Genomic DNA, 12,890 nt, shown 5'->3' with positions numbered 1-12,890 from the left:
ATAGGGTGACGGCATGAGCGAGACCGGCCCCGACCCGACGCTCGACGACCCCCGGCAGCGGCGCACGCGGGCCGCGCTGACCGACGCACTGCTGCGGCTGCTCGAGCACGACCCGCTCGACGCGATCACCGTCGCGCGCCTCTGCCGCGAGGCGGGCGTGCACCGCACGACGTTCTACGCGCACGCGCCGAGCGTGCACGCGTTCGCGCTCGCCGTCTTCACGCAGGACCTCGACCGGCTCACGGCGGTCGACGTCGAGCCCGCCGGTGAGACGCCCGAGCACGTCGCCGAACGCTACCTCGACTCGCTCACGAGGGTGCTCGACCACGTCGCGGTCGAGCGTGCGGGCTACCGGGCGCTGTTCGGCTCGGCGAGCCGCGGCGTGTTCCGCACGGCCCTCGACGAGCGGATGCGGCGGCGCGCCCGGCTCGCGCTCGAGGTGTGGCGCGCCCAGGGCGTGCCCGGCGCGCCGGTCGCCGCCGCGGCGATCGACGAGGCGGCCGCATACGTGGCCGGCGGGCTCGTCGGGGCGATCGAGACGTGGGCGATGGGCGACGAGACGGATGCCGCGGCATCCGCTGCGCGCATCGCGACGCTCATGCCCGGCTGGTGGCCGCAGGCGCGCTGACTCCCGCTGCGGGATCCTTGCGGTCGGTGGCATCCTTGCCACATGACGAGGACCAACCACCGCGTCGCCGTGCTCGTGCTCGAGGGGGCGAAGCCGCTCGACGTGGGCATCCCGGCGCAGACCTTCACCACCCGGGCGAGCATGCCCTACGAGGTGCGCGTCTGCGGCGCCCGCCCGGGGCCAGTGACCGGCGGCGACGGGCTCTCGTACCACGTCGCCGACGGGCTCGAGGCGTTCGAATGGGCCGAGACGATCTTCATCCCGGGATACCGGCATCCCGACCGCGAGGACCCGCCGGCCGACGTCGTCGACGCGCTCCTGGCCGCGCACGCCCGCGGCGCGCGGATCGCGGCGATCTCCACGGGGGCGTTCGCGCTCGCCGCGACCGGGCTGCTCGACGGGCGGCGGGCCACGACGCACTGGCACTACACGCGGGCGCTGCGGGCGCGGCATCCGCTCGTCAACGTCGACGAGAACGTGCTGTTCGTCGACGAGGGGCAGGTGCTGACGTCGGCCGGCGCGGCATCCGGCATCGACCTCTGCCTGCACCTCGTGCGACGCGACCATGGCGTCGCCGTGTCGAACCATGCCGCCCGCCGTCTGGTCGCGGCGCCGTACCGCAGCGGCGGGCAGGCGCAGTACGTGCCGCGGGCGCTGCCCGAGCCGCTCGGCGACGTGTTCGCGGCCACCCGGCAGTGGGCGCTCGAGCACCTGCACGAGCCCATCACGCTCGAGGACCTCGCGCGCAACGCGACCGTGTCGCCGCGCACGTTCTCACGGCGCTTCGTCGACGACACCGGCTACACGCCCATGCAGTGGATCCTGCGGGCGCGCATCGACCTCGCGCGCGAGCTGCTCGAGCGCACCGACCTCGGCGTCGAGCAGGTCGCGGCGCAGGTCGGGCTCGGCACGGGCGCCAACCTGCGACTGCACTTCCAGCGCATCCTCGGCACGTCGCCGTCGGAGTACCGTCACACGTTCGCCGCCTGAGGCGCTCGCGCGCTCGCGGCCGTCGTCGCGTCGGCGTCGCCGTCGGTGTCGCCGGCGCGGTCGCGATCGGCGTCAGGAGGTGCGCTGCGCGCGGGCGCGCGCCGGCGACGGCGACGAGAACGCGCCGGCGAGCGCCGCGACGCCCCGGGCGATGAGCACGCCGACGAGCGCGCCGCCCGCGTTCGCGACGACGTCGCGCGGGTCGGAGATGCGGTCGACCATGCCGATCTGGGTGAGCTCGATGATCACGCCGAGCCCGACCGCGACCGCGGTCACGACGAGCAGCGGCGCGCGGCGCATGGTGCGCGCGAGGAGCGCGCCGAGCGGCACGAACATGAGCACGTTGAGGATGAACTCCGTGCGAGTGCCCGACGTCCACGTGTCGGCGTCGAACCAGATGCGCCAGTCGAGCACGCCGTCGGGAGCCTGGTAGCCGTGGCCCGCCCACGGCACCGGGCCGAGGGTCGCCCAGAGCACGAGCGCGACGTACAGCACGAGCAGCACGGGTGCAGGTCGGAGGGGGCGCATTCGCGACATTCTTCCCAACCTGCCTGAAGCACCGCTTGAAGTCGGCTCAGTGGGTCCGGTGTGCCGCCGGTGGACTCCATGATTGGCGAGATCCTTTCGAACGTTGTCGTGCAAGCCACTGCCGCTTGGCGGGCTCCACGGCGAAGGTGGACTCGGACATCTCGCGGATGAGAAAGGAACACCCCGCAAATGACCCGCATCGCCGTCAACGGCTTCGGACGCATCGGCCGCAACACCCTGCGTGCCCTCCTCGAGCGCGACTCGACCCTCGAGGTCGTCGCCGTGAACGACCTCACCGACCCCGCCGCGCTCGCGCGGCTGCTCAAGTACGACACCGTCGGCGGCCGCTTCGGCCGTTCGGTCGAGGTCGACGGCGACGTGCTCGTCATCGACGGTCACCGCGTGAAGGTGCTCGCCGAGCGCGACCCGGCGAAGCTGCCCTGGGGCGAGCTCGACGTCGACATCGTGCTCGAGTCGACCGGCCGCTTCACCGACGCCGAGGCCGCGCGCGCCCACCTCGCCGCGGGCGCGAAGAAGGTGCTCGTGAGCGCCCCGTCGAAGGGCGCGGATGTCACGCTCGCCTACGGCGTGAACACCGACGCGTACGACGCATCCGCTCACACCGTCATCTCGAACGCGTCCTGCACCACCAACGCGCTCGCCCCGCTCGCGAAGGTCCTCGACGACCTCGCCGGCATCGAGCACGGGTTCATGACCACGATCCACGCGTACACGCAGGACCAGAACCTGCAGGACGCCCCCCACTCCGACGCGCGCCGCGCCCGTGCCGCCGCCGAGAACATCGTGCCCTCGTCGACGGGTGCCGCGAAGGCCATCGGCCTCGTGCTGCCGCAGCTCGACGGCAAGCTCAACGGCGACGCGATGCGCGTGCCCGTGCCGGTCGGCTCGATCGTCGAGCTCAACGCGACCGTGTCGAAGGACGTCACGCGCGACGAGGTGCTCGCCGCGTACCGTGCGGCCGCCGACGGCGAGCTCGCGGGCGTGCTCGAGTACTCGGAGGAGCCGCTCGTCTCGAGCGACATCGTCGGCAACCCGCACTCGTCGATCTTCGACGCCGAGCTCACCCGCGTCGACGGCAAGCACGTCAAGGTCGTCGCCTGGTACGACAACGAGTGGGGCTTCTCGAACCGCGTGATCGACACGCTGGAGCTGCTCGCGGCCTGACGTCGGGGTCGAACGCGAGAACGGATGTCGCGCCGGTGGGGGAGTGGAGCCCCCGCCGGCGCGATTCGCGTCCGCGCCCCGCGCGGGGTGCGCCGCGCTGGAACCACGTTGTCGCGCCCGAACCCTGCTCCGCCGTGGTTCCGCGGCGAGAACGTGGTTCGAACGCGAACTCGACGCGCGTGTCGATTCCCGGCGGTGCCGTTCGACGTCCAGAGTGAGGGGGCGGACGGACCGCCCCGGACCGATCCCGAATGGAGACCGCCATGCGCACCCTCATCGTCACCGAGTTCATGACCCTCGACGGCGTGGTCGACTCGCCCGGTGGTGGCGAGCACCCGCGGGCGGGCTGGACCTTCAACGAGGTGCCCTTCGTCGAGGAGATGTACGACCTCAAGGGCCGCGAACAGGACGAGGCCGGCGCCATGATGCTGGGCCGCGTCAGCTATGACGAATTCGCCCCGGTCTGGCCGACCATGGACGAGTTCGACGTCTACAACGCCATGCCGAAGTACGTCGTCTCGTCGACCCTCACCGACCCCGAGTGGAACAACACGACCGTGCTTCGCTCGCTCGACGAGGTCGCCGCCCTCAAGCAGGGCGACGGCGAGGGCACCATCATCGTGCACGCGAGCCTGACGCTCGCGCAGGGTCTCGCCGAGGCGGGTCTCGTCGACCGGTACCACCTGCTGGTGTTCCCCGTCGTGCTCGGCGAGGGCAAGCGCCTCTTCAACGGCCGCGAGCAGGGCTCGCTGAAGCTCGTCGAGCACGAGGTGTACTCGAACGGGGTCGTCAAGCAGGTCTTCGACGTGATGCGATGAGCGAGCGGATGCCGCCGGCCGAGCCGGCCACGCCCGCTCCCGCGGTGCGTCGGGAGTGGTGGTGGCAGCGCCGTCCACCCGCCGGCCACACCCCTTTCGCGCGAGGTGTGTGGTGGGCCGGGCATGTGCAGCTGCCCATCGCGGCGGTGCTGCTGGTGGTGTGCCTGCCCGCGCTCATCGTGACGTCGCTGCCCGGCGTCGCATCCGGTGCCGGCGCCGCGGCTCTCGCGTGGATGGGGCTCGCCATGGCGGGACCGTTCGCCGTTTCGGGGGCGATGCTCCGGGCAGGCAGCGACTGGCGGCTGTACTGGGCTCCTCCCGTGGGCGCGCGGCTGCCCGGGCGACTGCTGGGCCTCGCGGCGTCGGTGCTCGGGATCGCGACGCTGTCGGTGTTCCTCACGATCGTGGCCGTGTGGGTGCTCTTCTTCGTCGCGGCATCCGTCGGCGCCCTGCTGGGCTGAGCGGCGGCTGGGGATTGGAGCGGATCGGCGCGGATCGGGAAGAGGACGGCCGCGGCATCCGTTGCCTGACACCATGACCACACTCGGAATCATCGGAGCAGGCAACATCGGCAGCCAGGTCGCGCGCGCGGCCGTGGCGAACGGGTACGACGTCGTGATCGCCAACTCGCGCGGGCCGGAGACGCTCGCCGACCTCGTCGCGGAGCTCGGCCCCCGGGCGCGGGCGGCCACCGCGGAGGAAGCGGGCGCGGCGGGCGACGTCGTCGTCGTGACCGTGCCGCTCAAGGCGTACCGCGACATCCCGGTCGAGCCGCTCGCGGGGAAGATCGTGATCGACACGAACAACTACTACTGGGAGCGCGACGGCCGCATCGCCGCCATCGACGAGGGGCGCGCGACGGTGTCCGGCCTCCTGCAGGAGCACCTGCCGACCAGCCGCGTGGTGAAGGGGTTCAACCACATCATGGCGAAGGACATCACGACGGATGGCGCCCCGGCGGGCACGCCCGGACGTCGCGCCCTCGCCACCTCGAGCGACCACGACGACGCGGTCGCCTTCGTGACCGAGCTGTACGACCGATTCGGCTTCGACACCGTGAACGTGGGCCCGCTCGCGGAGAGCTGGCGGGTCGAGCGCGACCAGCCCGCGTACGTCGTGCCGCAGACCCGCGACGAGCTGGTGGCGAACCTCGCCCGAGCCGAGCGCCTCGCCGCCTGAGCGGCGCGCCGGCCCTTGGCACGGACCGCTCCGGGGCGGTATGTTCTCGTCTCACCGGTTGACGACGGCGTCATGATCGCTCCGAAGGCCGAGAAGAGGAGACCATGATCTACGAAGACCGGGACCGCCTGAAGCGCGCCCTGCAGGCCACGACCGAGGGGCGCCACCGCGAGGTCGAGCTCGATGAGGCCGCGCGCGAGTGCGCCGAGGCCCTGCTGACCGGGTCGATCGACCTGGCGCAGGTGCATGCGCAGCGCTACTCCGAGTTGAAGGGCGAGCCGGCCGGCGCCTGACCCCGCACGCCGCAGGCGTGGTGGGACGACGCCGCGGCGGGTGGAACCCGGCCTGCCCGGCGAGGTCGGCGTGGTCGAGGGAGTATGCCGCCGACTCCGACGCACGACCTGAGAATCCCTCGTGTATCCGGTTCGGCGGGTCGCCTCGCGCGTAGCCTGAAAGCGGCGGGTCAGAGTGCACCCGAACGTCGAGGAATCCCGGGTCGCCCACGCACGAGGTCGTGCGGGGAAGCAGGTCCGGAATGGCCAAAACATCACCTGCCGCGGCATCCGCGGCCACCATCGCGACGAAGGCGCGTCGAGGTGACCGAGCCGCGGCGAACAGCGACTTCACCGACCTGGCGCGGCTCGTGAAGTCCGCCGGGCTCATGCGCCGACGATACGGGTACTACTGGACGAAGCTCAGCCTGATTCCGCTCGCCTACATCGCCCTCGTCGCGGCGTTCATCTGGATCGGCGACACCTGGTGGCAGCTGTTCACCGCCGTCGTCTTCGCGGTGCTGTTCACGCAGACCGCGTTCCTCGGGCACGACGCCGCCCACCGGCAGATCTTCCGGTCGGGGCGCTGGAACGACTGGATCAGCCTCATCCTCGGCGACTTCTTCGTCGGCATGAGCTACGGCTGGTGGCAGCACAAGCACACGCGCCATCACGCGAATCCGAACCAGGTCGGCGTCGACCCCGACATCGACCTGCCCGTGATCGCCGTCACGCCCGACCGGGCAGCGAAGGCGCGGACGCCGCTCGTGCGGTGGGTCATGTCGCACCAGGGCGCGTTCTTCTTCCCGATCCTGCTGCTCGAGGGGCTGTCGCTGCACGCGTCGAGCGTCCGCCGCGTCTTCCAGCGCGCGCCCGTCGCGCGCCGCCCCGTCGAGATCGCGTTCCTCGGCGTGCGGATCGTCGGGTACGTCGCGCTCGTCTTCCTCGTGCTGTCGCCGGGCGTCGCGGCGGCGTTCCTCGCCGTGCAGCTCGGCGTGTTCGGCGTCTACATGGGCATGTCGTTCGCGCCGAACCACAAGGGGATGCCGCTGGTGCCGAAGAGCCTGAAGCTCGACTTCCTCCGGCGACAGGTGCTCATGAGCCGCAACATCCGCGGCAACCGGGTGCTCGACTTCATGATGGGCGGCCTCAACTACCAGGTCGAGCATCACCTGTTCCCGTCGATGCCGCGTCCGCATCTGCGTCGCGCCGCGCCCCTCGTCGCCGCGTACTGCCGTGAGCGCGGAGTCGCGTACACGGTCACCGGGCTCTGGCAGAGCTACGGGATCGTGCTGCGGTACATCAACCGGGTCGGCCTCGGCGAACGCGACCCGTTCACGTGCCCGCTCGTCGAGCAGCGCGCGAGCCTCACCCGATAGCTCCCCGGTCGGCCCGGCGACCGCGGCCCCCCACGCGGTTGCCGGTGTCGGCGGGGCACGCGAGCATGGCCGAATGGATGCCGCGCCCGACCCGATCACCCCGAAGCAGTTCCACGACGCCGACGGCACCGACGACTGGCGGGTGCTGTACTGGGGCGCGCACGCGTTCTTCCGAACCGGGTCGTATGCGGCGGGCGCCCGATTCGTCGCGGCGATCACCGCGCTCGACGAGGTGGTGCGGCATGAGCCCGACATCGACCTGCGGCACGAGGGCGTCGCCGTGAAGCTCATCAGCCGCGACATCCGGAACCTCAGCACCCGTGATCTCGACGTCGCACGGCGCATCTCGGCGGTGGCGCGCGAGCACGGGCTGGCAGCGGATGTCGCGGCCCTCCAGGTCGTGCAGACCGCGGTCGCGTCGCCCGAGTCGGCCGACGTGACGCCGTTCTGGCAGGCGGTGCTGGGGTACGTGCGTCCGAACGACACGCACCTCGTCGACCCGCTGCGGCGGAGCTCGTCGGTGTTCCTGCAGCCGACGGACGCGGTGCGTCCGAACCGCGGACGCATGCACGTCGACGTCTGCGTGCCGTACGACCTCGTGCAGGCCCGCATCGAGGCGGCGCTCGCCGCGGGCGGTCGCCTGGTCGACGACTCCGAGGCACCCGACTGGTGGACGCTCGCCGACGCCGAGAACCACAAGGTCGACGTCACGGCGTGGATCGGCAGGGGCTCGGTGCGTCTCGAGGAGGAGCGTCCGGTGTAGCGTGCGGCGGCGCGTGCGGCGGCGACGCGGCAGGATCGGAGCATGACCCGTTTCTCCCGCACGATGCTGAAGTCGAAGATCCACCGCGCGACCGTGACCCACGCCGACCTGCACTACGTCGGCTCGATCACGATCGACGTCGACCTGCTCGAGGCCGCCGACCTGCTGCCCGGCGAGCTGGTCACGGTGGTGAACATCAACACCGGAGCACGCTTCGAGACGTACACGATCGCGGGCGAGCGCGGCTCGGGCGTGCTGGGCATCAACGGGGCGGCGGCGCGGCTGGCGGCGCCGGGCGATCTCGTGATCGTGATCTCGTGGGCCTCGGTCGAGTCGACGGATGCCGCGGGCTTCGCGCCGCGCATCGTGCACGTCGACGCGGCGAACCGCATCGTCGAGCTCGGCGACGACCCGGCGGCATCCGTCGTCGAGGGGCTCGCGACGCCCCCGCACGCGCTCGTCGGGCGGTGACGGCCGCGCTTGCCGCGTCTCCCTTGGCGGGCGGTGTCCACGGCGGTGCGCACGGTGGAGGCCGGCGCCGCTAGGCGCGCGGAGCGGCCACGGGGCGGGCCAGCGCGGCGCCGAGCACGCCGAGCACCGCGCTGCCGAGCATGAGCGCCGCGATCGGCCACCAGTGCCCGGTCGCGGCGAGCAGCGCGGTCGCCGCGAGCGGGGCGAGCCCGCCGCCGACGATCGACGCGGCCTCGCGCCCGATCGTGATGCCCGAGTACCGCACGCGCACGTCGAACAGCGACGCGAACCACGCGGGCTGCACCCCGTCCGCCGCGGCGTTCACGAAGCCGATCGCGAGCGTGACGACGGCGATGACGAGCGCCGCCGACCCCGTGTCGAGCACGACGAACAGCGGCACGGCGAGCACGCCGAGTCCGCCGAGCGCGACGAGCACGACCCGGCGCGGTCCGACGCGGTCGCCGAGCGCGCCCCACAGCGGGCAGAGCACGGCCGCGACCGTCGCACCCGCGAGCAGCGCGGTGAGCGTCACCCATCGCGGCATGCCGAGCACGGTCGAGGCGTAGCCGAGGCAGAACACCGAGATGACGTAGAAGCTCGTGTTCTGGCCGAGCCGCACGAGGAACACGGCGAGCACGTTGCGGGGCCGGCGCACGGCCTCCACGAGCGGGCGCCGGGCGCGGCGTCCGTCGCGGAGGACCGCGGCGAACTCGGGCGACTCGTCGACGCGCCAGCGCAGGTACGCCGCCACGGCGAGGAGCACGAGGCTCGCGACGAACGGCACGCGCCATCCCCACGCGAGCAGCGCCGCCTCGTCGAGCACCGCGACGAGCACGACGAACGCGAGGTTGCCGAGGATCAGCCCGACGTACACGGCGCTCGAGATGAACCCGCCGCGAAGCCCCCGCCGGCTCGGGGCGTGCTCGAGGGCGAGCAGCACGGCGCCCGACCACTCGCCGCCGGTCGCGGCGCCCTGCACGAGCCGCAGCCCGACGAGCAGCATGGGCGCGAGCGCCCCGACCTGGGCGTGCGTGGGCAGCAGCCCGATGAGCGCGGTCGCGGTGCCCATGACGAGCAGCGTCGCGATGAGGGTGCGCCGTCGGCCGATGCGGTCGCCGAAATACCCGGAGACGAGTCCGCCGAGCGGCCGGGCGACGAACCCGGTCGCGTAGACGGCGAACGAGAGCAGCACGGCGGTGAGCGGGTCCTCGCCGGGGAAGAACAGCACCGGGAACACGAGCGCCGCCGCGGTGCCGTAGAGGAAGAAGTCGTACCACTCGAGCACCGTGCCGAGCGACGCGGCCGTGACCGCACGCCGGGTGCTCGCCGGGTCGCGCGGCGGCTCGGTGGGGTGAGCGGATGCCGCGGGCCGGCCGGTCGCGGTCGTGGCGCTCATGCGGGCACCTCCTCGCCCGGCGCAATGGCCGATGTCGTGAGGGGCGCCGCGAAGAACGCGAGTTCGTGCTCCGACGAGCGCCGGTGGGCGCGCCGCATCCGCTCGCGTACCTCGGGCGTCGCGTGCGCCGCGGTCGCCGACACCAGGTCGATCGCCTGGCGGTTCGCGACGGCGAAGCCGGGGTCGGCGTAGGTCGCGAGCCACGACGCGTACGGGTGCGCGGGGTCGAGCGCCGCGGGGCCGAACTCGCCCGCCGCGAGGCGCGCGCCGAGGTCGGCGTACAGCTGGAAGCACGGCAGCAGCGCGGCGATGAGCACCGGGTAGTCGACGCGCGCACCGGCCGCAGCGAGGTGGTCGAGGTACGCGGTCGTCGCCGGTGCCGGGTCGGGCGGCGCGGTCGTCCGGCCGAGCCAGGACCGGTGCAGCTCGAGCTCGCCCGCGATGGCGCCCTCGGCCGACCTCGCCCAGAACGCCTGCGCCGTGGCATCCGGTGCCAGCGCCGCCGCCACGGCGAGCACGCGCGCGTAGTCGCGCAGGTAGAGCGCGTCCTGCGCGAGGTAGAACCGGAACGGCTCGCGCTCGAGCGTGCCGTCGGCGAGTCCGCGGATGAACGGCAGTTCGTCGATGCCGCGGCGCACGTCGGCGATGCCGTCCCACCAGTCCGCCTCGACCTCGGCGGGCGTCGGGGCGGTGGCGAGTCCGCCGCGCTCCCACAGCCCGGCGAAGTGGTGCACGGGGCCGTGGCCGCCGCCGACCCGCAGGGTCTCGCCGTGGCGGAGCGACTCGCGCAGCCAGCGGCGCGCCTCGGCGACGGCGGTCTCCCAGTCGCCGGTCGCGGCGCGTCGCGTGGCGATCGCCGACGACAGCGAGCAGCCGGTGCCGTGGGTCGCGGTCGTCGCGATGCGCTCGCCCGGGTACTCGACGAGGCGAGCGGATGCCGCGTCGACGAGCGCGTCGGGCGCGTCGGCGCCGCCCAGGTGCCCGCCCTTCGCGAGCACCCGCACGCCGGTGGTCGCCGAGAGCGCCTCGGCCTGCGCGATCGCCTCCGACCACGTGCCGGCCGGGGCGTCGGCGCCCGCGAGCACGGCGAGCTCGGCGAGGTTCGGCGTGACGAGGTCGGCGTGGGGGAGCAGGTCGCGCAGCGCCGCCTCGGCGTCGGCGTCGAGGAGGCGGTCGCCGCTCGTGGCGACCATGACGGGATCGAGCACGACGACGGGCGGGCGCGTGCGCGCGAGCCAGTCTCCGACCGTGCGGATCACCTCCGTGTTCGCGAGCATGCCGATCTTGACCGCGTCGACGGCGATGTCGTCGGCGATCGCGTCGAGCTGCTCGGCGAGGAACGTCGCGGGCGGCACGTGCACGGCGCGGACCCCGCGGGTGTTCTGGGCGGTGAGGGCCGTGATCACGGCCATGCCGTATCCGCCCGTTGCGGCGATCGCCTTGAGGTCGGCCTGGATGCCGGCGCCGCCGGAGGGGTCGCTGCCGGCGATGCTGAGCACGCGCGGCACCGTCGCCTGCGGTGGTCGGACCGCACCGGACGCGGCCGGGCGCCGCTCGCGATTCGTCCACGCGCGCGCGAACTCCTGCGCGGCGGCCCGCGGGTCCGCGGCGGCGCAGACGGCCGACACCACGGCCACGCCCGCCGCGCCCGCAGCCCGCAGGTCCGCGACGTCCTCCGCTCGCACTCCGCCGATCGCGACGCACGGCAGCGGGTTGGCTGCGGCGATCCGCGCGAATCCCTCGATGCCGAGTGCCGGCGGGTGGTCGGGCTTGGTCGCGGTGGGGCGGATGACGCCGACGCCGAGGTAGTCGACGGTGCCCCGCGGCATCCGCTCGACCACCTCGAGGTGCGCGGCCGTGTTCGCGGTCAGGCCCACGATCGCGTCGGCGCCGAGCACGTCGCGTGCGCGGAGCACCGGGACGTCGCCCTGGCCGAGGTGCACGCCGTCGACGGGCAGTCCGGCGCGGCGGGCGGCCGCAACCACCTCGAGCCGGTCGTTGACGAGCAGCGTCGCACGGCCGTCGATCGCGTCGGCGAGCGCCTCGAGCTGCCGGAGCACCTCGGTGTCGGAGGCGGCCTTGTCGCGCAGCTGCACCGTGCGCACGCCGCCCGCGACGGCGTCGGCGACGACGGATGCAACGCCGCGGGCGCCGCACTGCGCGGCATCCGTGACGAGGGTGAGGGACAGGTCGAGCGCGCGGCGGGCGCTCACGTGCGGGCTCCGGCCGCGACGGCGGCGAGCGCGGGCGCGGCGTCGGCGTGCGCGGCGGCGCGGGTCACCGTGAGGTGCGCGCGGGCCCGCAGGTCGGCGGCGTCGACGGTGGCCAGGGCGTCGAGGAAGCGGACGCCGAACGTGCCGGGACCCACCGGGGCGCTGCCATCGGCCCGCCCGGAGGCGAGTTCGGCGGCGACCGTGTAGACCGCGGTGGCGGCGACGGTCGCGTCGAACGCGTCGTCGCCGGTCGTGCGGGCCGTCGCGAGGAACGCCGCGGTCACGGCGCCGAGCGCGCACCCGCCGCCCGTGATGCGCGTGAGCAGCGCGTCGCCGTTGGCGATCCGCGCCGTCCGGACGCCGTCGGTGATGAGGTCGACCGGCCCCGAGACCGCCACGACCGACCCGTGCGTCGCAGCCAGCTCCGCGGCGGCGTCGGCTGCGGCATCCGTGCGGTCGGCGGCGTCGACCCCGCGCCCGCCCGCGCCGGCCCCCGCGAGGGCGAGGATCTCCGACGCGTTGCCGCGGATCGCCGTCGGCCGTGCCGCGAGCAGTTCCCGGGCAAGCGCCGTCCGCACGGGCAGCGCGCCGACCGCGACCGGGTCGAGCACCCACGGCGTGCCCGCCGCCGCGGCGGCGGCGACGGCCTCGCGGCCCGCGTCGCGCTGCTCGGGGTGCGGCGTGCCGAGGTTCACGAGCAGGCCGCCCGCGACGCGGGCGAACGCGCCGGCCTCGCCGGTGAGGTCGACCATCGCGGGCGCGGCGCCGATCGCGAGGAGCGCGTTGGCGGTGACGTTCGTCACCACGCTGTTGGTGATGCAGTGGGTGAGCGGCGACTGCTCGCGCAGGGCGCCGAGGAGGCGTGCGGCGGTCTCCGCCGCGGTCTCGTGGGCCGTGGCATCCGCGTCGGATGCCGGCACGGCCGACTGGTGGGCAGGGTCGATGGACAGACGTGCGCGCATGGCGACATCCCTTCGCTAGTCCGAACTAGATCAGGTTCGACGGGTGTGATCTCAGCCGCTCCGGCCCGCTCGGCGGGTGGGGCGGCACCCCGTGTCACTGCCGGCG

14 protein-coding genes and 1 riboswitch are annotated in these 12,890 nt (G+C 73.6%); of the genes, 10 read left to right on the top strand and 4 right to left on the bottom strand.

The window, feature by feature from the left end:
* Positions 1-13: 13 nt before the first annotated feature.
* A complete protein-coding gene (locus RH861_RS12040; protein ID WP_310521165.1) occupies positions 14-628 on the top strand; it encodes a TetR/AcrR family transcriptional regulator in 615 nt (204 codons plus the stop codon).
* Between the two features lie 42 nt (positions 629-670).
* Positions 671-1,618, top strand: a complete 948-nt coding sequence (locus tag RH861_RS12035; protein WP_310521164.1) for a GlxA family transcriptional regulator — start codon at positions 671-673, stop codon at positions 1,616-1,618.
* Between the two features lie 72 nt (positions 1,619-1,690).
* Here the strand turns inward: RH861_RS12035 and RH861_RS12030 are convergent, their stop codons facing one another.
* The gene (locus RH861_RS12030; protein ID WP_310521163.1) at positions 1,691-2,146 is read right to left on the bottom strand and encodes a VanZ family protein; all 456 of its coding nucleotides are present in this window, start codon (positions 2,144-2,146) and stop codon (positions 1,691-1,693) included.
* A 189-nt stretch (positions 2,147-2,335) separates the two neighbouring features.
* On the opposite strand from RH861_RS12030, the gene gap reads away from it, so the two are divergent.
* The 8 genes from gap to panD all read left to right on the top strand — a co-directional run bounded on the left by gap (position 2,336) and on the right by panD (position 8,213).
* Positions 2,336-3,331: a type I glyceraldehyde-3-phosphate dehydrogenase gene (gap, locus tag RH861_RS12025; RefSeq protein ID WP_310521162.1), complete on the top strand. Its 996-nt coding sequence runs from the start codon at positions 2,336-2,338 to the stop codon at positions 3,329-3,331.
* A 263-nt stretch (positions 3,332-3,594) separates the two neighbouring features.
* Positions 3,595-4,149 carry a dihydrofolate reductase family protein gene (locus RH861_RS12020; RefSeq protein ID WP_310521161.1) on the top strand — a complete coding sequence of 185 codons (555 nt, stop codon included), beginning with the start codon at positions 3,595-3,597 and terminating at the stop codon, positions 4,147-4,149.
* A gap of 125 nt (positions 4,150-4,274) precedes the next feature.
* On the top strand, positions 4,275-4,610 hold the full coding sequence (locus tag RH861_RS12015) for a hypothetical protein (RefSeq protein ID WP_310521160.1): 336 nt from the start codon (positions 4,275-4,277) through the stop codon (positions 4,608-4,610).
* Between the two features lie 73 nt (positions 4,611-4,683).
* The gene (locus tag RH861_RS12010) at positions 4,684-5,328 is read left to right on the top strand and encodes an NADPH-dependent F420 reductase (RefSeq protein WP_310521159.1); all 645 of its coding nucleotides are present in this window, start codon (positions 4,684-4,686) and stop codon (positions 5,326-5,328) included.
* A gap of 104 nt (positions 5,329-5,432) precedes the next feature.
* Complete coding sequence (locus tag RH861_RS12005) at positions 5,433-5,621, top strand: hypothetical protein (protein ID WP_067947467.1); 189 nt, start codon at positions 5,433-5,435, stop codon at positions 5,619-5,621.
* Between the two features lie 242 nt (positions 5,622-5,863).
* A complete protein-coding gene (locus tag RH861_RS12000; RefSeq protein ID WP_310521158.1) occupies positions 5,864-6,979 on the top strand; it encodes a fatty acid desaturase family protein in 1,116 nt (371 codons plus the stop codon).
* Positions 6,980-7,052: 73 nt separating this feature from the next.
* On the top strand, positions 7,053-7,742 hold the full coding sequence (locus tag RH861_RS11995) for a 4a-hydroxytetrahydrobiopterin dehydratase (RefSeq protein ID WP_310521157.1): 690 nt from the start codon (positions 7,053-7,055) through the stop codon (positions 7,740-7,742).
* 42 nt (positions 7,743-7,784) lie between these two features.
* Positions 7,785-8,213 carry an aspartate 1-decarboxylase gene (gene panD / locus RH861_RS11990; RefSeq protein WP_310521156.1) on the top strand — a complete coding sequence of 143 codons (429 nt, stop codon included), beginning with the start codon at positions 7,785-7,787 and terminating at the stop codon, positions 8,211-8,213.
* 70 nt (positions 8,214-8,283) lie between these two features.
* On the opposite strand, the gene RH861_RS11985 is transcribed toward panD, so the two are convergent.
* The 3 genes from RH861_RS11985 to thiM form a co-directional block, all read right to left on the bottom strand.
* Positions 8,284-9,609, bottom strand: coding sequence for an MFS transporter (locus RH861_RS11985; protein WP_310521155.1), 1,326 nt, complete (start codon positions 9,607-9,609; stop codon positions 8,284-8,286).
* The gene (locus RH861_RS11980; RefSeq protein ID WP_310521154.1) at positions 9,606-11,822 is read right to left on the bottom strand and encodes a bifunctional hydroxymethylpyrimidine kinase/phosphomethylpyrimidine kinase; all 2,217 of its coding nucleotides are present in this window, start codon (positions 11,820-11,822) and stop codon (positions 9,606-9,608) included. Before RH861_RS11980 ends, RH861_RS11985 begins: the two co-directional genes overlap by 4 nt.
* The gene (thiM, locus tag RH861_RS11975; protein ID WP_310521153.1) at positions 11,819-12,784 is read right to left on the bottom strand and encodes a hydroxyethylthiazole kinase; all 966 of its coding nucleotides are present in this window, start codon (positions 12,782-12,784) and stop codon (positions 11,819-11,821) included. Before thiM ends, RH861_RS11980 begins: the two co-directional genes overlap by 4 nt.
* Positions 12,775-12,886, bottom strand: a riboswitch (TPP riboswitch). Its footprint overlaps the gene before it by 10 nt.
* Positions 12,887-12,890: the final 4 nt, after the last annotated feature.

Source organism: Agromyces indicus, assembly GCF_031432295.1.
GTDB classification, from domain to species: Bacteria; Actinomycetota; Actinomycetes; order Actinomycetales; family Microbacteriaceae; genus Agromyces; species Agromyces indicus.
This window is presented reverse-complemented; position numbering and strand designations above follow the sequence as displayed.

Coding starts and splice junctions, on each gene's coding strand:
- RH861_RS12040 (WP_310521165.1), top strand. CDS start 14: ATGAGCGAGACCGGCCCCGACCCGACGCTCGACGACCCCCGGCAGCGG.
- RH861_RS12035 (WP_310521164.1), top strand. CDS start 671: ATGACGAGGACCAACCACCGCGTCGCCGTGCTCGTGCTCGAGGGGGCG.
- RH861_RS12030 (WP_310521163.1), bottom strand. CDS start 2,146: ATGCGCCCCCTCCGACCTGCACCCGTGCTGCTCGTGCTGTACGTCGCG.
- gap (WP_310521162.1), top strand. CDS start 2,336: ATGACCCGCATCGCCGTCAACGGCTTCGGACGCATCGGCCGCAACACC.
- RH861_RS12020 (WP_310521161.1), top strand. CDS start 3,595: ATGCGCACCCTCATCGTCACCGAGTTCATGACCCTCGACGGCGTGGTC.
- RH861_RS12010 (WP_310521159.1), top strand. CDS start 4,684: ATGACCACACTCGGAATCATCGGAGCAGGCAACATCGGCAGCCAGGTC.
- RH861_RS12005 (WP_067947467.1), top strand. CDS start 5,433: ATGATCTACGAAGACCGGGACCGCCTGAAGCGCGCCCTGCAGGCCACG.
- RH861_RS12000 (WP_310521158.1), top strand. CDS start 5,864: ATGGCCAAAACATCACCTGCCGCGGCATCCGCGGCCACCATCGCGACG.
- RH861_RS11995 (WP_310521157.1), top strand. CDS start 7,053: ATGGATGCCGCGCCCGACCCGATCACCCCGAAGCAGTTCCACGACGCC.
- panD (WP_310521156.1), top strand. CDS start 7,785: ATGACCCGTTTCTCCCGCACGATGCTGAAGTCGAAGATCCACCGCGCG.
- RH861_RS11985 (WP_310521155.1), bottom strand. CDS start 9,609: ATGAGCGCCACGACCGCGACCGGCCGGCCCGCGGCATCCGCTCACCCC.
- thiM (WP_310521153.1), bottom strand. CDS start 12,784: ATGCGCGCACGTCTGTCCATCGACCCTGCCCACCAGTCGGCCGTGCCG.